At 47.2% G+C, this 21,839-nt stretch carries 14 protein-coding genes; 7 read left to right on the plus strand and 7 right to left on the minus strand.

Going from position 1 to position 21,839, the window contains the following annotated elements; translation table 11 throughout:
- Window positions 1-5: 5 nt before the first annotated feature.
- Window positions 6-4,253 (minus strand): PEP/pyruvate-binding domain-containing protein, encoded by a 4,248-nt coding sequence (locus tag ACYQ2M_RS16535; protein ID WP_459917471.1) that lies wholly within the window; start codon window positions 4,251-4,253, stop codon window positions 6-8.
- A gap of 282 nt (window positions 4,254-4,535) precedes the next feature.
- On the opposite strand from ACYQ2M_RS16535, the gene ACYQ2M_RS16540 reads away from it, so the two are divergent.
- The 7 genes from ACYQ2M_RS16540 (at window position 4,536) to ACYQ2M_RS16570 (ending at window position 11,857) form a co-directional block, all read left to right on the plus strand.
- Complete coding sequence (locus ACYQ2M_RS16540; RefSeq protein WP_459917472.1) at window positions 4,536-4,688, plus strand: hypothetical protein; 153 nt, start codon at window positions 4,536-4,538, stop codon at window positions 4,686-4,688.
- A gap of 83 nt (window positions 4,689-4,771) precedes the next feature.
- Entirely contained in the window at window positions 4,772-4,915 is a 144-nt protein-coding gene (locus ACYQ2M_RS16545) for a hypothetical protein (RefSeq protein ID WP_459917473.1), read from the plus strand.
- A 245-nt stretch (window positions 4,916-5,160) separates the two neighbouring features.
- Window positions 5,161-8,256 carry a formate dehydrogenase-N subunit alpha gene (gene fdnG, locus ACYQ2M_RS16550; protein ID WP_459917474.1) on the plus strand — a complete coding sequence of 1,032 codons (3,096 nt, stop codon included), beginning with the start codon at window positions 5,161-5,163 and terminating at the stop codon, window positions 8,254-8,256.
- Window positions 8,257-8,271: 15 nt separating this feature from the next.
- Window positions 8,272-8,985, plus strand: a complete 714-nt coding sequence (locus ACYQ2M_RS16555; protein WP_459917475.1) for a 4Fe-4S dicluster domain-containing protein — start codon at window positions 8,272-8,274, stop codon at window positions 8,983-8,985.
- A 326-nt stretch (window positions 8,986-9,311) separates the two neighbouring features.
- Entirely contained in the window at window positions 9,312-10,181 is an 870-nt protein-coding gene (locus ACYQ2M_RS16560) for a formate dehydrogenase accessory protein FdhE (protein ID WP_459917476.1), read from the plus strand.
- A gap of 306 nt (window positions 10,182-10,487) precedes the next feature.
- Window positions 10,488-11,039: a peroxiredoxin family protein gene (locus ACYQ2M_RS16565; RefSeq protein WP_459917477.1), complete on the plus strand. Its 552-nt coding sequence runs from the start codon at window positions 10,488-10,490 to the stop codon at window positions 11,037-11,039.
- A 212-nt stretch (window positions 11,040-11,251) separates the two neighbouring features.
- On the plus strand, window positions 11,252-11,857 hold the full coding sequence (locus ACYQ2M_RS16570; protein ID WP_459917478.1) for a peroxiredoxin: 606 nt from the start codon (window positions 11,252-11,254) through the stop codon (window positions 11,855-11,857).
- A 161-nt stretch (window positions 11,858-12,018) separates the two neighbouring features.
- On the opposite strand, the gene ACYQ2M_RS16575 is transcribed toward ACYQ2M_RS16570, so the two are convergent.
- The 6 genes from ACYQ2M_RS16575 to ACYQ2M_RS16600 are packed head-to-tail and all read right to left on the minus strand — an operon-like array spanning window position 12,019 to window position 21,835.
- Entirely contained in the window at window positions 12,019-13,290 is a 1,272-nt protein-coding gene (locus tag ACYQ2M_RS16575; RefSeq protein ID WP_459917479.1) for a two-component system sensor histidine kinase NtrB, read from the minus strand.
- A 44-nt stretch (window positions 13,291-13,334) separates the two neighbouring features.
- A complete protein-coding gene (locus ACYQ2M_RS16580) occupies window positions 13,335-14,690 on the minus strand; it encodes an HDOD domain-containing protein (RefSeq protein WP_459917480.1) in 1,356 nt (451 codons plus the stop codon).
- Between the two features lie 37 nt (window positions 14,691-14,727).
- Window positions 14,728-18,027 carry an AfsR/SARP family transcriptional regulator gene (locus tag ACYQ2M_RS16585; RefSeq protein ID WP_459917481.1) on the minus strand — a complete coding sequence of 1,100 codons (3,300 nt, stop codon included), beginning with the start codon at window positions 18,025-18,027 and terminating at the stop codon, window positions 14,728-14,730.
- A gap of 18 nt (window positions 18,028-18,045) precedes the next feature.
- Window positions 18,046-18,744, minus strand: coding sequence for a response regulator (locus tag ACYQ2M_RS16590; RefSeq protein WP_459917482.1), 699 nt, complete (start codon window positions 18,742-18,744; stop codon window positions 18,046-18,048).
- Window positions 18,745-18,779: 35 nt separating this feature from the next.
- Window positions 18,780-20,633 carry an ATP-binding protein gene (locus ACYQ2M_RS16595; protein ID WP_459917483.1) on the minus strand — a complete coding sequence of 618 codons (1,854 nt, stop codon included), beginning with the start codon at window positions 20,631-20,633 and terminating at the stop codon, window positions 18,780-18,782.
- A complete protein-coding gene (locus ACYQ2M_RS16600; RefSeq protein WP_459917484.1) occupies window positions 20,630-21,835 on the minus strand; it encodes an ABC transporter substrate-binding protein in 1,206 nt (401 codons plus the stop codon). The genes ACYQ2M_RS16595 and ACYQ2M_RS16600 overlap by 4 nt, the downstream gene beginning before the upstream one ends.
- Window positions 21,836-21,839 lie beyond the last annotated feature (4 nt).

Genomic DNA, 21,839 nt, shown 5'->3' on the forward strand with positions numbered 1-21,839 from the left:
TGTCCTTAATTTAATACTGTTAAAGAGTCAGTGGTTATTTGATTTTTTTTCTCCCCCGGTGCGGCAATGTCAATTTTGCCTTTGAAAACACTGCCCTTGTGTCCGTCCATGCTGATGAAATCGCCGGTTTTCAGCAGAATATCATCAAATCGGCATTCTTTTTTGCGTTCGTTGCACACCATGTTACGATATCCTACAACGCAGGTTTTGTTCAAACGATAGGCCACAATAGAGGCATGGGAGGTCATGCCGCCCCGGGCGGTGAGTAGTCCGTCGGCTGCGTGGATTTCCCGGATATCATCGGGTACCGTGTCGTTTCTCACCAGAATCAGAGCGGTTTCGGGTTCCTGGCTGCGCCAGTGGCGGATATCCTGGAGACTGAAGACCAGACGACCGGACATGGCCCCACCGCTGACCCCGATGCCGTGGCCCAGGTATCGGCTTTCGGCCATGGCCCGGGCCTGTGAATGGAACAGGGGTCTGGATTTTTTTTCCCGGATGCCAAGATCCCGGGACTGCAGAATGTAAAGGTCCTCCCGACGGGGACCTTCAAAGGTGAATTCAATTTCCTGGGGGCTCCAGCCCTGTTTGTTGATAAGGGTGTCGGCCCAGGCCAGAAGACCCTTGTATATGTCAGGGAAATGACTTTCCAGGGTGGTGTCTGTGTTTCTCATTTCCCTTTCCTGCTGGGCAATGGAAATGGGAAAGGTGTTCACAAGACCCGCTACGACGTCCTCCCCCTGATTTTTGCGTGTGAAATCGCCCCATAGATTGATCTGGTTTCTGGGGGAACGCGGATCATGGGTGATGATGACACCGGTGCCGGCCCCTTTGGAAATATTACCGAACACCATCTGCTGCACCGTCACCGAGGTGCCCCAATCCTGGGATAAGCCGATGATGTGGCGATATGCCCGGGCCCGGGGGGCATTCCAGGAATCAAATACCAGACGAATGGCCTGGAAAAGTTGTTTTAAAGGATCATCGCTGAAATGAACCCCTTCTTTTTTAACCTTGTCCCGGTAGGCCAGGGCTACGGTTTTCATCTGGTCGTCGGAGAACAGAATTTTGTAGGGAAGGTTCCATTGCTTTTTAAATTTAAGGATGACGGCATCAAAATCATCCCGTTTCATGCCCTGGATCATGCCGATGCACTGAAGAAACCGACGGTAATTATCCCAGGCCAGCCATCCGTTTCCGGTGTTCTCTGCAATCCCCCGGGCAATGTCTTCATTGATGCCCACATCAATAAGGGTATCCATCATGCCTGGCTGGGAGATGACAGAACCACTTCGAACAGACAGCAGCAGGGGATTTTCCGGATCACCAAAGGTTTTACCTGTGGTCTTTTCCAACACCCCCAGGGCAGAAAGCACCTGTTCCCGGAAATTGGCCAGGGCCGGGGGATAGGAGTCAATGAGCTCCCGGTATCGAAAGGCCTCTGTGGTGATGATAAATCCCGGGGGCACCGGAAGGTTGCAGGCACTTAAAGTCACCAGATTATTTCCCTTGTTACCCAGATCCATGGCTCCCAGTATCCAGGATTTTGGTTCCGTTAATGAGGTGAGAATGCGTTTGGGATCATACATTAACAGTTTCTGAAGATGTTCCTGGGGAAGTTGCTTTGCCTGCTGGTGCAGGGTGGTCAGGATTTTACTTAAGAAAAGATCCAGCTGTTGAAGACCCAGGGAGGTGGCCATGCGTTCCCGGAAAAACACCTCGGCCACCTGTTCGCCAACATTGGTCAGTCCATCTCCGGTGTCATATTTTTCTTTTAAAAGATCCAGGGGAATCCGTTTCAGGGCATCTTCCAGGTGCTCCTGGTGAACCGTATGAAAATAGTCGTTCATGATGTTCTGCACGGCCTTGGTCAAGTTCTGGAAAATATCGAGAAACTGTGTAAATGAGAAACCCTGAACCTCCAGGGAATGGGTCAACAGCACCATCTGAAATTCATATTCCGATGAGGAGATGCCGTCCAGCTTTAAGGCCGTGTAGAACATGCGAAGGCGGTTTCTGATCTTGTGCACCGTCACCTTGGTGATCAGGGTGAGATCCAGTTCTTCAATGAGCTGTTCAAAAAGGGGGTTGACCATGGATTCCAGGCGGAAAGTCAAACCAAGAGCATCAAATTTGGGTTCATGGTAACTGCCGTAAAGGGAAGGAATGTCCGCCGTGAAATGACGTTTCTTAAAAATATCCTCCCGGGCTTCGGATTTGTCTTCTGACAACAGTTCCTTTTTGAGCAGGCCCAGATAATTTAAAAGTTTCTGCAGTCGGGCCTTTACCTTTACAGCGGGATTTTTCTGGGCATCCAGGGCATCTCGTAAAATTTTAAACCGGGGAATCCGGGCCGTGTTGATGTGGGCCAAGTACTGATTGATCTCCGTACAGGAGGGGGTGTATTTCTGATAGAGAAGGCGGTAAAGTCTGATGAGCAGCATCACCCGTTCGCGATCCACTTGACTTGTTTTGTAAGAACCACTCTGGTAAATGATGTCCTTGAGCTCGTCTTCGGGCAAATAAAGCAGATCTTCGGGGATATCAATGCCGTTGGCTAGCAGCATCTGGGTTATTTCGTGTACCCCGTCAATATAGCGGGTATCTGCGGTAATCTGTTCTGTGAAATCCTTGGGCACATAGTGAAGAAGACCTTTTATCCGTTTCGTTTGCCAGAAGGTAAAAATGGCTTCGGTCATGGCTATGATGCGGTTACTGCTCTCCACATGGATTCTTTTACGGTAAAAATGTATTAAAATATCCTGTCGCTGGCTGAGCTCATCAATGCGGGTGGACAGATCCCGTATGGTGCCTTCTGCCCCGATTTCATTGTAATAAACAGGAAAAAGCCGGGTCAGCTGCTTTAAAAGGTGATACACCGGTTCAATGGGGCTGTTTAAAAGGTTGGTAATATCCCGGGGGAAAAGATCCGTATCTTTTATAAATACGCCACATATGGAAAGATAAATGGTCAGGCGGGACATAAGACTGATGGACCAGTGGGGATTCATGGAAATGAGCTCCAGCCACACCCGTATATTTAAAAGGTGGGCATGGTTGGATTTTACCTGCCAGTTGTGTCCCACCCCTTTTATGTCCGGGAACTGAAATCCTGAACTGATAACACATTTAATAAAGAATTTTACCAGATAGCTGTCTCCGGTGTTGTAAACCCCTTTTCCCATATTTAAAATGGCATTCAGAGTTGCCTCGGGAAAGGCCTGGGACCTGAGTTTTAAAATGGTAAATGTCTGGAGAATTAATTGCGTGATGTAGGGGCTACTTTCATGGCCGATGAGCCACCTTAAAGTGGCGTTGATTTCCTTCAATGTGGCATCATGGATCATGGCAAGATCGGGGATGTTTATGATCTGAAACAGAGAAATGACCTTCCAGTGGTTTCCCTGACGGCGGGTTTCTCCGGCTTGAAATAGCTGTCTTGGTAACTCTTTATACACAGATGTTATTTGGTTGAATTCAGGAAATTTCATTAACTGCAATGTCATGGCTGCATTGTGAAATTCATTGTCCTGCTTCATTTTTTTAAGTTGTGTACGGATCCGCTCCATGGATTCATGGGAGATGGGATCAAAAAGTGATTTCACGCGGGGGGAAAGTTTTGACTCCCCTGTCTCTCTTTCAAAGGCGGTGAAGGGATCCTCTTCAAGGAGCCATATGGTGCAGTTCATCCCGTGGTACCGAAACAGCACCCGGTTCAGGGGCTGCCACTGGCTGACCTCGGGGGAGGAAAGTTTTAACATCAGAGCTGCCAGCCGGTTCAGGCGGTAGTAACTTTTTACAAACAGCAGAAAACGGTCGTCATCGTACTGATGCATGCGTACCAGGGATCGATTTATTTCCGGCATTATGGTTACGGCATCAGGCCCATATTCCCGGAGAATACGTTGGAGAAACTGCAGTAACTGGTCCACGGCTTCCTGACGGGTTTCCCGGGTATCTGCGCATTCCACTGCCCGGTGAAATATATCAATAAAACCGGCTACAGCCCTTATACCAAAGGGGTGGGATCGAAGTATATTAAGATTGTCCAGGCAATATTTTCTGGCCTCTTTCACCAGAAAATCCCAGTTTCTCATGGGGTTGCACAGCTCTTTTAAAAACAGCGTCAGTTCCTGTCCAAGGGCAGGGTAGTCTTTAAAAACCTCCAGAAGGAAGAGATAGCGGGCTTCTATTTCAATGTGAACCCGGGTTTCCATCATGTTATCATGCCATGCCTTTGATTTTATTGCCACTTCCACTCCTGTCTTGGGTCAACCATCTGTTGTGCAACATATTTCGGTCATGGTTCCAGGGTCCGGATAAAGCCTTACCTGGGTGCATTCCCATTTTTCCGGTATCATCATAGTATCCTGTGAATCTGATTTTGACCAAGCCTCTGATTTTAAGGTACGCCTGGCCCCCATCGCTAATGCCCCTCTACCGGGAAAAGGGGAATGCACTCCATTGGCTGAGAATCCTTATGTTCAACATTATTTATTAGTGATAAAATGCCACAATGTCAAGGGATGTAACTGTTGGACAGGCGCATTCACATCTTCCTGATCTCAGGCTTAATTGAAAATGTGGTCAGGCTTGCGTTATTAGCATTATCGGTGGTTTTGGCGTTTGCACAGGCTGTGGTCGATAATGTCAATAAAACAAGCCTGACCCCGTTGGCCCAGAAATAAGCTCCATGGAATTGTATGATACAATGCCGAGGAAATGGGAATGCACCTCTGTTGGGCTTATTCACAACATCATGGGAGAAATTATGGAAAAAAATATTCAGGAAGAAAACAAGACGGAAAGTAAGGGCAATGATCGGAAGCAAGACGGTTTTTTCAATCGTTTTTTGAAGTGGATATCCAAAGGCACGGAAAAGGCCAGCCGTGATGGGAGTTTCTGCAATACCTGACGTAAAAAATAAACACGGGCATGCAGGCTGCATCCCAGAAATACCCAGTGATAATTATCCCCTGTAACCTTTCTGTAACCCCCTTTATGTTATTGCCATATAATCAATAAGGTATTGAAGATTAGGGTTTGGTCACAGCGTGGGCCGCCCGTCACAATTGGTGACCCCACCCCAAAGTGGCCCATGTTGTGACCAAGCCCAAGGATTGTAAGCATGGGCCTAATTTTAAAGGGAGATGTATGTACATGAAACTCGACAGAAGAGATTTTATGAAGTTTTCCGGTGCCACCGCTGCCGGTATTGCCGTCAGCGGACTGGGGTTTGACCTTAAGCCGGTCAAATCCCATGCCGGCATGTTGAAAACACGGTATGCAAAGGAAACCACCTCCATCTGCTGTTATTGTGCAGTGGGGTGCGGTATTATTGTCCACACCAGCAAGCGGGGGGATGGTCGTGTCATCAACACTGAAGGTGACCCGGATCATGTCATCAACCGAGGGTCCCTTTGTTCCAAGGGATCTGCCATCAAACAGCTCACCGAAAATGAAAATCGCCTCACCGAACCCATGTACCGTGCCCCTTATTCGGACAAGTGGCAGACGGTTTCCTGGGACTGGGCACTGGACAAAATCGCTGAAAAGGTGAAAGAAACCAGGGATAAGACCTTTGAAAAAACCAATGCCAAGGGCCAGGTTGTTAACCGAACCAGGCGCATGGCATCTGTGGGTTCTGCGGCCATGGACAATGAGGAGTGCTGGATTTATCAGGCATTAATGCGCTCCCTTGGGCTTGTGTATGTCGAACATCAGGCCCGTATCTGACACAGCGCAACTGTAGCGGCTCTGGCAGAGTCGTTTGGACGCGGTGCCATGACAAATCATTGGATTGACATCAAAAATAGTGACTGTATTCTCATCATGGGCAGCAATGCTGCCGAAAATCATCCCATCTCTTTTAAATATGTGACCCAGGCCATGGAAAAAGGGGCTCCTCTCATCAGTGTGGATCCCCGGTTTACCAAAACCTCATCCAAGGCAGATATCTATGCGTCGTTACGATCCGGGACAGACATTGCCTTTCTGGGAGGCATGATCAAGTATCTTCTGGACAACAATCTGTACAACAAAGAATACACGGCAGCCTATACCAATGCCCCTTTTCTTGTGGATGATTCCTTTGGATTCAAGGACGGGCTTTTTTCCGGATACTCAAAGAATGAAGGGGCCGGCCCCTCCATGGGCGGTTATAATAAGTCCTCCTGGGCCTTTCAAATGGATGACAAAGGCATTCCGAAAGTGGACCGAACCCTTTCCCACAAGCAATGTGTTTTTCAACTTTTGAAAACCCATTACCAGCGATATGATCTGGACACGGTTTCCAAGGTTACAGGGACCTCCAAAGCAGATCTATTGAAGGTGTATGAGACCTATTGTGAAACCGGTGCAAGGGGGAAAGCCGGTACCATCATGTACGCCATGGGCTGGACCCAGCACACCGTGGGGACCCAGATTATCCGCACCATGGCCATGATTCAGCTGTTGCTCGGCAATATGGGCGTTGCCGGTGGTGGCGTTAATGCCCTTCGTGGGGAGTCCAATGTTCAGGGCTCCACAGATCACTGCCTGTTATGGCATATCTGGCCTGGCTACCTCAAAACCCCCAGTGCCTCCACGGCCAGCCTTGAAGCCTACAACAAAAAATTTACCCCCAAAAGTAATGATCCGCTATCCGCCAACTGGTGGCAGAATTACCCTAAATATTCCGTGAGTCTTTTGAAATCTTTTTTCGGAGACAAGGGTACCCCTGACAATCAGTTCGGGTTCAACTGGTTGCCAAAGACCGATGACGGCGGGGTCTACTCATGGTTTGATCTCTTTGATGCCATGTATAAAGGCGAAATGAATGGTTTCTTTGCCTGGGGTCAGAATCCGGCCTGTTCCGGTTCCAACGCCTCAAAAATCAGAAAGGCCATGGAAAAACTGGACTGGATGGTCAATGTCAATATCTTTGACAATGAAACCGGCTCTTTCTGGCGGGGACCGGGGGCTGATTCTTCCAAAATCGCCACCGAAGTATTTATGCTTCCGGCGTCGGTGTCCGTGGAAAAAGAGGGCAGCATCACCAATTCCGGTCGATGGATGCAGTGGCGTTACCAGGGCCCGAAACCCCTTGGCAACAGCCGCCCCGACGGGGACATCATCATGGAGCTTGGCCATCGCATCAAGGAAAAATACGCCGCATCCGATGGGGTTTTTAAAGAACCCATTGCCAATTTAAAATGGGATTATGAAACCAACGGTGCCTATGATCCCCACAAGGCAGCCAAGGAGATCAACGGGTATTTTATCAAAGATGTGACGGTGAACGGCAAGTCCTTTAAGAAAGGTACCCTTGTACCCAGTTTTGCATTTCTCCAGGCAGATGGTTCCACCTCTTCGGGCAACTGGCTGTATTGCAACTCATACACGGAAAAAGGCAACATGTCCGCCCGGAGAAGCAAGAAGGATGCAGAAAATAACATCGGTATTTACCCGGAATTTGCCTGGTGCTGGCCGGTGAATCGCCGGATTCTTTACAATCGGGCATCGGTGGATCCCAAGGGTCAACCCTGGGATGACAAACAGTGGGTGATCAAATTTGCCGGAGATGCCAAAAACGGCAAATATACCTCCAAAAAATGGCTGGGTGATGTGCCCGACGGCGGATGGTATCCCCTGGAAAATCCCGATGGAACAAAGCGTGCCGATGCCAAACAGCCCTTTATCATGAGAAAACACGGATTTGGGCAGATTTTTGGGCCTGGCAGGGCAGATGGCCCCTTCCCCGAGCATTACGAACCCCTGGAATGTCCTGTGGAAAAGAATTATTTCAGTTCCCGCATGGTCAATCCCACAGCGGTGGTGTACTCCACCAAAGAGGACGGTCATGCCACTTGCGATCCCAGATTCCCTTTTGTGGGCACCACCTATCGGGTGTCCGAGCATTGGCAGACGGGGCTTATGACCCGCCCCCAGAAATGGCTCATGGAGCTGGAACCCAATGTGTTTGTGGAAATGAGTGAAGAGCTGGCAGAACTTCGGGGGATTAAAAACGGAGAACGGGTTCTGGTGTCCAGTGCAAGGTCCAATCTGGAGTGCACCGCCATTGTCACCAAACGCTTTAAACCCTTTCAGGTCGGGTACGCCACCGTTCACCAGGTGGGGATTCCCTGGCATTATGGTTGGAGATGGCCTTCCACCGGCACAGAAGAGAGTGCCAACCTTCTGACCCCGCCGGCGGGAGATCCCAATACCCGGATTCCTGAGACCAAAGCCTTCATGGTCAACGTGACAAAGCTTTAAGGAGAGGATGACACCATGTCAAAATCAATTTTCATAGATACAACAGTCTGTACCGCCTGCAGGGCCTGCCAAGTGGCATGCAAGCAATGGCATGATCTTCCTGCAGAAGAAACAAAAAATATAGGGAGTCATCAGAATCCCCAGGATCTCTCCTTTGATACCTATAAGCTTGTCAGGATGAAAGAAGAGGTCATTGATGGAAAACTTCAGTGGCTGTTTTTTCCGGATCAATGCCGACATTGTGAAGAGGCACCCTGCCTTGAAACCGCCTATGACGAAACCGCCATTTACAGAGATGATGCCACCGGGGCTATTCTCTATTCCCGGGAAACCCGAAAGCTTGAGGCAGATGACATCATTGCCGCCTGTCCCTACGATATTCCCAGAAAGGCAGCTGATGGAACCCTTGCCAAATGTGATATGTGCAACGATCGGGTGCACAACGGGTTGAAGCCCGCATGTGTTACGGCCTGTCCCACCGGGGCCATGAATTTTGGGGATCGTGATGAGATGCTTGCCCTTGCAGAAAAACGTCTTGACAGGGTCAGGCTCAGATATCCCAAAGCCAGGCTGTTGAATCCCGATCTGGTCAATGTTATCTATCTGGTGGGATTTGACCCGGAACTTTATTCGGAATATGCAGTGGCTCGTCTTACACCAAGAGGTATGAGCCGCAGTGTGGCCCTTCGAAAAATGATAGGGCCCTTTGCAAGGATGATGCGCGTGTAATTTGTTGGTAATATGGGCTTGATCATGAGGACACTCACCTGTTATCTCAAAGTGTCCGGTCTTGTGATCAAGCCCGATTTCAACAAGATGAGCCTTTCATATAAGCCACATGACAGACTATCCTGTCACAACGAATAACGGGTCGTAGACGCGGAGCCAAATGGTATTATGCCGCCGCCCCGACGGGCAATGGGCTCGGACCGGAACTGTAGACAGCTCGATTGTCCGGTTCCTATTACCCATCGGGGGGGCGGCTCTGCTGAGGTTGCCTTGGAGGTTGCCTTTTCATATAAAAACCCCACATAACAAGAAACAAGGAATGCCCTATGAACACCATGGACCAGATAAAACAGACCGCCGATGTGATTAAAAAGATCAGACCTGTTTACCAGCCTATCCTGGACTTTTACAGCCAGGTATTTCTGGCCCAGGAAGAAAGTCGGGGTGAAATTATGTTGTCCCCCATTGTTATTGAACGCGAACAACTTGCCCTGAAACAGAAAAACCAGTTACCCTTAATAGATCCTTCCGCTTTTTTAATTGATATGGAAGAGACCTCCCGGTTGTTTTTGAAACTCTGTGATCTGGCCCATGGGCTGGCTCCGGAACTGTCCGAGGCGGCGGGTTTGCTGAAAAAAGCACTGACGGATAAAACCATTGAACTGGAAAAGGTGGTAACCGCCATTTTAAATAATCAGGAAACCGTTCTGGCAGAACAGGCCCAAACGGCAGGGGTTCTTGTTACACAACTTATGTTTTTTACCTATTCGGGTATGCTGCCAAGTATTCAGGCCTGTTCAGAACAGCTTGCAAGCTATCTTGCCCCCCTGCCGGACATGAAAAAAAACTATTGCCCCATCTGTGGCAATCAGCCGGACATGGCATTTTTTGATGAGACTGGTAAGCGCCATTTAAAGTGCGCCTTCTGCAGTCATCAATGGGTTGTGGGAAGAATGGGGTGTGTTTTCTGTGAAAATACCGATAAAGACATGCAGCTTTATTTTTTCAGCGATGAAGAGGCCGAATACCGGGTCAATCTCTGTGATCATTGCCATCAATATATTAAGGTGGTGGATTTAAGGAACATGGAGCGTGCGTTTTTCCCCGGTCTTGAGATGGTCTCTTCCCTGCACCTTGATATCAAGGCCCGGGAAAAGGGGTACACCAATGGCGCTTCTCCGATCAATGCTGTCTGATACGACGCTACTATGCGCCTGGATTTGATATTATTGGTAGAGAATAACAACTGATGAAAATGGCAATATGACGCCCCCAACGGCCATCCGATCCAGCCCGGGACCGTCGGCGGCCTTTTTGCACTGCCGGTCTAAAGCGCAGGAACTGCGGGCAGGTTTGTCCTCAAACAGCCTGCGCTCCTTAACGCCCGGCAGGGCAAAAGGGCTGATCGCCTTTGGGGCCGATCGGGCTGGACCGGACGGCCCTTGGGGGGGCTGCTATCGGCATTTTTAAATAAAAAAATACACTATTCTGGGGAGATGACCATGAGATGTATTGAATTCATATGCCTGATCCTGCTGACCCTCACCATCTGGTGCGGTCCTGTTCCGGGGCAGGCGAGTGAACCGACACTTGATTTTTCACTGTCTGCGCCAGCAAGTGACGTTCATCGCCAATATCTGGGGCTGGAGAATGGGGAACCTTTTGTTCTGGGGCAGATCAAGGCAGATATTGTTATTATTGAAATATTTTCCATGTATTGCCCCATCTGCCAGCGGGAGGCCGCCAATGTCAACACCCTGTTTTACCTGATTCAGGCCCTGCCGTCCCAGGGAAAAAGTATCCGGTTGGTGGGCATTGGTGCTGGCAATTCCGCCTTTGAAGTTGAGTTTTTCCGAAAGAAATATGCCATTGACTTCCCCCTTTTCAGTGACGGCGATTTTGTCATTCATAAAAAAATAGGAGAGGTCAGAACCCCTCATTTCTTTGGCTTGAAGCGCAATGAAAAGGGTGATTTTGATCTGTTCTACTCCGGTCCCGGGGATGCACCCCACCCGGAAGTATTTCTTAAAAGTCTTTTGAAAAAAGCGCAATGATCCCATGTGATCATCATGGGGGTGCCATTTCCATGTTTCCGGTATTATCATAGCCGTATATGGATCTGAATTTCAGACCAACGGCTTGTGTTATTAACGTTATCGAACCCAGCCTGTTAAAATGCCAAAAGCACTGATAATGCCAATAACGCAAGCCTGACCCCATCGTTACCCCGTCGTTACGTAAAAAAACAGGAGTGAAATAAACAGTCATGTCCATGATACATCGAAGGCTTGGATGTCTGGTACTATTCATGCTTTTTGCGGGTTTCACTGGCAGTGCCATGGCCGGTTCCTTGGGATTTGGAAATAAAATTTTTGATCCGGGAAAATTACTGCCCGTGGACAGTCAGCTCAAGGTTCAGGTTGGAGACATGGCCCCGGATTTTGAATTGCCCGCCGTCTCAGGAAAATCCGTTGCATTGAAGTCCTTCCGGGGAAAAAAGAATGTCCTGATTTCTTTTATTCCGGCGGCATGGACGCCGGTGTGTTCGGATCAATGGCCGGGTTACAATATTACCCGGGAAATATTTGAAGGAGCAGATACCATTGTCCTTGGTATAAGTGTGGATAACATCCCCACACTTTTTGCCTGGACCGGAGAGATGGGAACACTCTGGTTTGATGTGTTATCAGATTTCTGGCCCCATGGCGATGTCAGCCGTCGCTATGGGGTGTTGCGATCCGACGGCATGGCAGACAGAGCTCTTTTCCTTATTGACAAAACCGGTAAACTTCGGTTTGTCCATGTGGGTGATATTAATGTTCGTCCGGATCTTAAAATGATTGTGGATGAATTGGAAAAAATTAATTTTTAAGGCTTCTGCACCCCACGCTTTAAAAGATTCAGGTTGGAGCTCGGGATCAATAGTGGGTATAAAAAAATGATAAAAATTTGGATTGATCTTTACATCGGGTCGTCATGATAATTGGTGAGCCCACCCAAAAGTGGCCTATATTGTGACCATGCTTAAATAAATTAATCCTGATGATCAATATATTTGGGTAAATATACGTAAAAGCTCGTACCGTTACCTGGATCACTGTCAAACATAATTATCCCGTTATATTGCTGCACGATTCCATGGGTCATGGCCAGCCCCATGCCGGTGCCTTCCCCCCTTTTTTTTGTTGAAAAAAATGGGGTTAAAATTTTGTTCTGGATACCTGTGGGGATTCCATGACCTGTATCGGCAACGGTTAATTTGACAAATTCTCCAGGTATCAGGCATAGTTCATGGCTGACCTGATTTTCATCCACCTGTATATCCTCCAGGGCCACAGTCAAACTTCCATTCGTGTCTTTCATTGCATGGAGAGCGTTGGTACATAAATTCATGACAATTTGGTGGATATGGGATGGATCTGCTATTACCATCGCATTGGACTGTATGATTTTGTTTATTGTAATATTTGCTGGTAAGGAGATGGTAAAAAGCTCAAGTGTTTCTTCCACTAATGGACGGACAAGAAGGGGTTCTGTTTTGATTTCAGCCTTGCGGCTGTATGTTAGAACCTGTTTGACCAGTCCTTTTCCTCGGTTGGCAGCAGAAAGTATTGGTTTTATACTATTTTTCAGTGGTGAGTCTTCTGGCAGGTTGAAAATCGCCAGATCCACATATCCAATTATCATGGATAAAATATTGTTAAAATCATGGGCGATACCGCCGGCAAGGGTACCGAGGGCCTCCATTTTTTGTGACTGAATAAGTTGCCTTTCCAGCTGTTTTGATTCCGTTAAATCCTGCCAGGTTTCAATGGCACCGTTTATATTACCGCTTTCGTCTTTGACTAAAACTGCTGATCCATAAAGCCATTTTCCGTTAATGCCAAGGTGCCTGCAGAAAATTTCTGTTTCGTATGCCCCTGCCATTGTAGATGACTTTTTGTATATTCCATTGCCGTGCCTCTGTATGGTTTTGCTAAGAGCATTATCCAGCAACAAGTCAGCAATTGAATATGATTGAGCATCATAAAATGCCTTGGGATGGTCTTTAGTCCCCACCATTTCAACTGACTTTTTCCCTGTTAATGATTCGCAGGCCTTGTTCCAATGGGTTACCACATGATTTTTATCAACCACAAAGGTGGGAATCGGAATGCCTTCAAGGAGGTTGTTCACTATAAAATTATCCTGATGAAGTGATTTTGCCTTAACGCGTCGTGTTCGTTTTAATAATAAATTTGGAAATCCAATCACAAACAAGGCACAAACAATGACTGAAGCAATCAATAAAAGATAATATTTCATATAAATTGGGTTTAACCTCCTCGAAGCGCTACACTCTAAATTCCTTAGGCCATGGAGACCATGCGTGGGGATGGCTCCAATGCTTTGACGGGAAGCATGTCTATAATATCCTGAAATGATTTCATTGATAAACCCAGTGTATCCAATCTTTGGGGTAACTGGTCGGTATTTACCTGTTCAACTTCTAATCCAACATGGAATCTTGACATGACGAGGTCTGCCAGATAAATGATGTGGACAAGCGTTTTGTAATGGACTGTATTCTCTGGGCTGTGGTGATATGTTATGACCTCTTTGAGTGACTCCGGAAAAAACCATTGCTGAGCAAGGAGACTTCCCGCTTGGCAGTGATTGATTCCGAGGATCTTTTTTTCAGCTTCTTGAAAATCTTTTCCTTGTTCAAATAATTGTCTGTAAAATAACGGTAATGATTCTTGAATAAATTGATCCAGGAGTACTTTGCCGATATCATGCAATAACCCTCCGGTATAAGCAAGAGCCATATCCGCTTTTCCTGTTTTTTCTGCAATTTTCTCAGCAATGATGGCTGTTCCAACGGCATGGTGATAGATTCCTCCTTTGCAGAGGGAGTAACCCATACCTGTCTGTTCAAAAAAAGTGTTTAAGGCAGACGAAATTATAAATTTAACCAATACTTTCTGACCCAGATAGACCAATGCATGATCCATTGTTTCTATTTTTTTACGTTTCTTGAAAAAAGCTGAATTGCAAAGCTTTAAGGTGCGGGCGCTGAGCACCTGATCTTGTTTTATTTCTGAGCTGAGCAAGGATATATCATACGTATCTTCGTTGATGAGTCGTAGAATTTTTAATGCAACCTGTGGGATGGGCTGGAGGTTCTGCATGGAATCTTTGATCTCATCCACAGTCGATATCCGGATATGATCCCTGGGGGTCGCATTTTCAAATACAATGGGGTCAATAGTACATTCCCAGGTTTGCATATTGAGGTTTAAGGCGCAGGTGAAAAAACCGCCGCTTTCTGACTTTGTTATGCGTATTTGTTTTTCTGTGAGAAAATTCACAACACGTTCCATGGTACGCCCGCCAACATCAAATTCCAAGTCATATTTATGCATTGGTCCCACAAGTGCACCACCGGCAATGCATGCGACGATATGTTTTGCTGAAGCTCCCAGGGCCAGCAGCTTCTCAAATAAAACAGGCAGGCCGGTTGTGGCATATTTCGAATAATCCTGGTTTTTCGCGTGTGCGGGTGGCTTATCAAGCAGTATATGAATCATTCCGCCGATTTTGCTTTTTGGATCAAAAAGGGCGACCCCGACACAGGTTCCCAGCCAGGCCTTCAGTATTAAAGGCGCTGACTTACCAACATAGTAGCTGCCGGCGGGGACATAATGTTTTTCAAATCTATGCATGCTCTCCTCATTCGGGCTTAATTACATTCTTGAGTAATTATCTGGATAAAATATGATCATACAGCCTCACTGTTCGGGCATCAGGTTCCGTTGCCAGCTCTTTTGATAAGATGTCCCGGCACTGTCTGAACAACGCCAGTGCTTTGTTTTTTCGTCCGGCATCGGCATACAAAATCATCAAATTCCTGTAGGCGGCTTCAAAGCAGGGCTCCACTTCAAGGATGCGGTGCCAGGAGGCAATGGCTCTGTTCGTCTGGTCCAGTTCTTCATGGAGCCTTGCTTTTTTCTGCATCAGTTCCATGAATCTAGCTCTGAAAAAATCCCTTTTCCGGGCCATCCATTCAATGTAAGGTTCTTCACTGAAATAATCGCCTTTGTATAATTCCATGGCATGGTCATAATACTCGATGGCGCTTTCAAATGCCTCTTCCTGCTCTTTTGCCATGCCCAGGGCTCCAGAGGCCATGAATTCGTCCACATCAAGACTTACAATATCTCCATCCAGGGAAACCAGGCCTGCCTTGTGGATAATATAGGAATAACCAAATTCTTTTTTGGGCTGGGGTTCCAGGGCCTTTCTCAGACGGTGCAGATTTATTTTGAAATTTTTTTCCCCGGCCTTTGCCGTGGCATCGGGCCAGAGCTTATCAATGAGGATTTCCTTGGGTATGTCCTTTGAGCCATTGCATATGATGGCCTTGAGCAGCAGGATGGGTTTTGAGCCGCCAAAGCTTCTATGGTCCAATATTTTATCATTTCGCTGGATGATGAATTGCCCCAATGTTTCAATTCTGATCCGTGGTAGCAGTCTTTTGTACAATGGGTACATATTTTCCAGGGGTTTGTCTTGATACTTTGCCTTGTATTGGGTAAGAATGTCGTCCATGGCATTCATCACCTGCATGGGTTCTTGGTTCAGGAAAAGGCCAAGGGGGTAGGGGGCAAGGGGGGGGAGTTTTCCATGGGCTGTCAGAAGGATCAGTGCCTTGATCAACGTCTGTTCATCAATCAAGGGAAAAAAAGAATAATTTTCTCTACAGGCCTTTTCATATCCCTTTTTCAAATGGTAAAATGCCGTGTCTGCATCCTTTCGTTCCCAGGCGATTAATCCCAGAATTAAACAGGTTTCACAGGTGCAAAGATCCGAAGAAATACTCTGGAAGTATTCCAGAACAGGTATCAGGCGATCCCGGGCCTGGTCATAGGCCCTGTTGCGAAACAAGATAATTCCGGCCATCTGCTGGGTGAGAAAATAATGGATATCTCCCTTGGGGACCTGATCCAGAGCCTTTAGCGCCTTGTTGATTTCACCCTGTGCCAGGATGCAGGCATTTTCCCGGAGGTGACTTAAGGCTTTGATGCGGTGGGAAATACCATTGTAAAATTCGTTTCCCTCCAGGAGTGAGAAATCATTGAGATGTTCTGCCATCTGCCGGGCATCATTAAATTGCCCTGTATATAAAAGATACAGGGCCTTTGCTTCCACAAATCCTGGATAGAGAAAAATCAAACCGAATTTATCAATATCGGATTCGGATCGGGTTAGAAGATTCTTTGCAACATCAAATTCACCGTTTTTAAGGGCAAAATCAATGTCCACAATACCCTTCAAGGCCCGATACTCCGGGTGCCTGCCTTCGCTGGTGAGGTTTTTTATCTTTGACAACATTTGCTGTGCATTGGCAAAATCTCCCGCCTGTACATACCCGAAGGTCAAGGTAATGGACGCATTGAGAACCAGATCTTCATTGTGTATCTGTCTTCCCAGTAATATGGCATTTTTGCAGGCAGATATCCCTTTGGGGATGTTGCCGTCCCCGGCAATGTATCCCAGTCCTATCTCCTGCCACAGCAGGGCCCTGGCCCAAGGGTATCGATTTTTTCGGCCAATACTCTGGAGCTGTTTTTCTCCTTTTTTGATCCACTCCCGTATTTTACGTGAAGGCTGGCGAACAAACACCGCAGCTTCAATGAGATAGCCCACACTTAGCAGTATACCCCGGACATCCTGGTTTTTCTCAAAAAGTGAAATGGCTTTTTTAAGATCCCGGATATTTTTTTTTCCCCCCTGGATACGCCGGGTCATGGTGCGGTAAAATAAAAGCCAGGGATCATTTTTGTTCATTTCTTCGGGCAGGGAATCCATCCATTTTTTCAAACGTGATATTTTTTGTTTGATGAGGTAATCGGTTCCCTTTATTTTAATGATGTCGGCAATTTCCGTAAAGGCACTGGATTTTAAAAAATAATCCATGGCAAGCTCGTGGTCTTTTTTGTTCCAGTAAAATTGACCAGCTTTCCGGTTGAGCTGTTGAATGGTTTCATCTCCCTTTGCGTTCAATAGATCCTGTAATAAAAATTCCCGGAACAGCTTATGATATTTAAATGCCGGCCATTTACCTCCGGAATCAATGCGCTGGATAAAAAGGTTTCTTTTCTCAAGCTCCCACAGCACATCAAAGGCGTCATGGGAGGCAGAAATATAATTTGCCACTTCGGGATCAATGGTGTCAAGCACGGCGGTTTTCATTAAAAAATTGCGGATGGCCGGGGCAAGGCTCTGGTAGATCTCCCGGGAAAAAAAATTGAAAACCTCCCATGTCAATCGTTCGGGAAGTGTGTCAATGTTGTTGAACCTGTCAAGGGACTGGGACACCAGGGCAAGTCCTCCTGCCCATCCGTCGGTAATTTTCAGGATTTTTTTAATATCATCGGGGCTCATTACAGGTTTTCCGGCAAAAAACTGCCGGGTTTCCGCCATGGTGAATGCCAGGTCTTTATTGCCCAATACCATGGTGTGTCCTTCCATCTTGAAAAGCTTCAGGTCAAGCCGGGGCATGCGCCGTGACAGAACAAAGATTTTAAGCCCGTTAAAATGCTGATCAAGAATATGTTTGATCAGTTGAAAGCCAGAATCGTTTTCTTGAAGGGATTCAAAGTCGTCCAGCACCAGGATCAGGGGCCGGGTGAAGTTTTTCAGCATCACGGAAAGACTTTCCATGTGACGCAAAAGTTCCCTGTTCGTGCCGCCCGTGCCAAGGGTTGTGTGTGGGATTTCTCCTGGGGATGCCATTTCCGGGGTCAGGCTGTATGTTTCTTTAATACCCTGGAGTAAAAGATCAAAGAGTTTGGCATGGTCACCATGATCCTTGGAAAGATGAAACCACAGCGCTTGTTCCCGGGATCGTTCAAGGTATGTGGCCACAAGGGTGGATTTACCTTGGGCTGCCTGTCCGGTGATAATAAAATTTTGCTTATGAGACTGGCTGTCCAGAACCTGGAACAGGCGCAGGCGCTGGACGGCATGGGAACTTTTGGGGGGACGGTTTGGGTTCATCTTGATACCCTTTGGGGCTTAGTCCTCGGCCGGGGTTTCGTTTAAAGTTGCCATTTTATCCATACCGGCCATTTTAAATATCCGTGCATAATTGCAGGTCAGGTTTTCCATGACTATGGAAATCTGCTGCTGCTTTAAGGTCTGCAGAACCTGCATTAAAAGGGCGATGCCCCGGCGGTCAATGGAAAAACTATCATCCATCACCAGTTGAACCTGTTGAATGTTTTTCAAGGATTTCAGTGAAATATGTGAAAGAAAATATGGTTCCGCACCTGCCGATAATTTACCTTTAATGGATATGATAAGCAGAACATCCCTTGTCGTTACGGTTAATTTTGCCGGGAAGTCACAGGGCAGGGCAATTCTTTTTTCTGCCCGGGCCAGGGCCGCATTCAGTGCCTGACGTTCCACCGGTTTATTGATGAAATCAGAGGCATTTAAATCCAGGGCCTCCAATGCCCTTTCCATGTCTCCGTGACCGGTGATGATAATGACCTGTGAGGCAATTTTTGTCTGTTTGATGCGGGAAAGAACTTCCAGGCCATCCATGCCCGGCATTTTGATATCCGTAAATACAATGTCCGGAGCAATCTGTTTAAAAATTTCCAGCCCTTTTTCTCCGTCTTCTGCAATGTACACATCATATCCATAGGCCGTTAAAAATAGCTTAAACATGGACAGGGTGGGTTTTTCATCGTCTACAACTAAAATTTTCATCTATTTTTCCTTAAAACCGGATGATCAGGCCCAGTTCAACCATGAGCCGGGAAAATAATTTTAAAAACCGAACCAGAGCCCGGTGAACTCTCCACATGGATGGTTCCATTATAGTCCTTTATGATGCCCTGGATAATGGAAAGTCCCAACCCTAATCCTTCTCCCATTTCCTTGGTGGTGTAAAAGGATTCAAATATGAGATCTCTGTGTTTCGGGTCAATGCCGTTGCCGTTGTCGGCAATGGCAAGACCCACGGTGCGCTCATCAAAGAATGTACTCACAGTGATGATGCCCCTGTCAATATCCTTTTTTTTTTCAATGCGCTCATTGATGGCATCCCTTGCGTTTGTGACAAGATTGAATATCACCTGTTCCATTCTGTTGTTGTGGGCCAGAACCGGGGGTAGCCATTGGGCCAGATCCAGTATGAGATCTATGTTTTGAAGGGTGATCTGCCTGCCGATGATTTTGTTTACCGCCCGGACGCAGTCATTGATCTGGATTACTTCCCTTGAAAAATCTGCTTTTCTGGAAAAGGTTTTCAGCCGCCCCACGATTTCAGTAGCCCGGGATACCTGGGTACTGATTTGGCTTAACACCATATTCAGATCATCTTCTTCTACGATCTGACCCCTTTCTTTCATCATGCACAGGTATTCACTGCCCATTTTGATGGCATTGAGGGGTTGATTGATTTCATGGGCAATACCGGCGGACATTTTTTCCAGGTTGGTCATTTTGCTGGCCTGGATCAGTTGGGAATCCTTTTCCACAAGTTCGGTGATGTCCGTTGCTGCCACGATAAGAACCGGTTTGTTTCGATATTCCGATGGACTGGCATGGATATTGACAAATAGAAAATCTCCATTCTTTTTATAGAACTTCACCTTGGAACTGATTACCATGGTTTCGCCTTCGGAGTATTTATGGGTAAAGGAGGTTTCATTTAGATCTCCAATGGAAAAAAGGCTCATGCCAAGCAGTTCCCGTCGTTCGTAACCGAACATCTCCGTGGCATTGGGATTGGCATCCATGATGGCAAAGGATTCTTTTTTTACCACAAATATGGGGTTGGGTCCGCTTCTGAACATGGCATGGTATTTCTTCTGGGATTCCTTTAACCTGTTGGTGGACAGTTTCAGCCGGGAAGTCATTTTTATAAACGAGTTGGTCAGCTTTGATATTTCATCGTCCCTGACTCCGGGGTTCCAATTGTTTTTAACACCATCGTTTTCAAAAAGGATATTAAAATTTCCCCGGGTGATCTGGTCTGTGTACCGGATTAGGGAGGAGACAGGCTTGGTGATGTGCAGGGCCAGGCGATGGCTTAGAAAAAAGAAAACAACAGTGACCATGGAAAGAAAACTTAAAAAAAGCAAGCGCAGATCGGAGATGAGTTTTTCAATGTGACCCTTGTCAAGGCCAGCCTGCACGGAACCGATGGTATAAATGCCCTCTTTCACCGGTACCACCACATGAAACATTGATTGATGGTTCACATCCATGCTTGTGATATTTTCCCTTTCAAAATCCTGATTTCTCACAAAGGTGGCAATGTGGTGTGGAAAGCCCGTGGTAAATGTGTGGGCCAGGATATTGCCCCGGTTATCGCTTATGATGAGATATGTGATGATATCCTTGCGATTGCCAAGCTTTGCATCATAGGCAATGGCGGTTAGTTCCGCACGGTTTTTTGTCAGGATATACACCCTGGCGCTGTCGGCAATGCCCTGGGCAATGCCGATGCCTCTTTTTTTTAACTCTCCGGTGAGACCTGTGATTAAAAGGGAACGGGTAAAAAGGGCAATGAAAAAACTCACCAGAAGAATGAATCCCAGGCAGGAAACAAAGATTTTATTTTTAAGGCTGAGGCGGTTGAAATGGTTCATTTTATCAGCACCAGTTCTCCGTTGTGGATAATGGTATAATAAACATCGTTAAGCCCCTGGTTGTCATTTTTTCCAAAAGAGAGAGGATTTTGTATGCCAAGGTCATACTGATCGATGGATTCAATGGCCTTAATGAATTTTTCCCGGGTGATGTCCGACCCGGCCCGGGTGATGCCCTCCACCAGTATTCTGGCGTTGAGATATCCTTCAAGCCCCACAAAACTGGGTCGACTCCGGGGGTAGTAATTTTTAAGCAATGCCAGGTACTCTTTTACCCCGGGCAGGGCAGGGGCATCAGAATCAACGGTGGGTGGGGGCACCACCTGGGTGACCATGACGCCTTCGCCATTTTCCCCCAGTCGTCTGGCCAGTTCCTTGGAGCCCACAAAAGAGACATTGTGAAACAGAGGAGAAAAGTGACGCGCCCGGGCACGGTTGATGAATTTAGCACAGGAATCGTAGGTACCGATCATGATAACGGCTTGGGCATTGGAGGCAATGATTTTTTCAAGGCCTGCGTCAATGTCAAGCGTACCTCGGACATAGGAGCCCTTGGCCACCGGGACGAGTCCGTGTTTTTTAAGGGCAATTTCCGTACCCCGGAGACCATCAAATCCGTATTCGTCATATTGATAAAACACGGCCACCTGATCCAATTTTTTTTCTTTGACAATAAAATCCACCGCCGCCCGGGTTTCCTGGTAATAGGAGGCCCGGATGTTGATGAGATACCGGTTCACCGGTTGTCGCAGACGATTGGCACCGGTGAACATGCCCACCAGGGGAATCCGGGCTTCGTTGACCAGGGGAATAATCCGTACCGTGGTGGGGGTTCCCACATAGCAGAACAGGGCAAAAACCTTTTGTTCGAGAATCAACTGCTGGGTATTGTAAAGGCATTGGGTGGGATTATAGCGGTCATCCAAGGCAATAATGGTGATTTCTCGGTTGTGGATTCCTCCTTGTTCATTGACGTGCCGGAGATAGGACATGGCGCCCTGCAGCATCTGAGTGCCAAGGTATCCGGCATGGCCGCCCAGGGCCAGGGAGGAGCCGATGCGGATTTCGTTTTCCGTGATGCCGTTTCTGTTTTCCGGTGCAATGTCCTGTTCACGGGGGGGAGTGCAAGCGCATAATAAAACCAGAAAAATGAGGCCGGAGCAAACAAAGGATAACAGAGCTCGGGGGGGGATTTTTGCCATGGGC

The organism is Desulfocicer niacini (assembly GCF_054657595.1).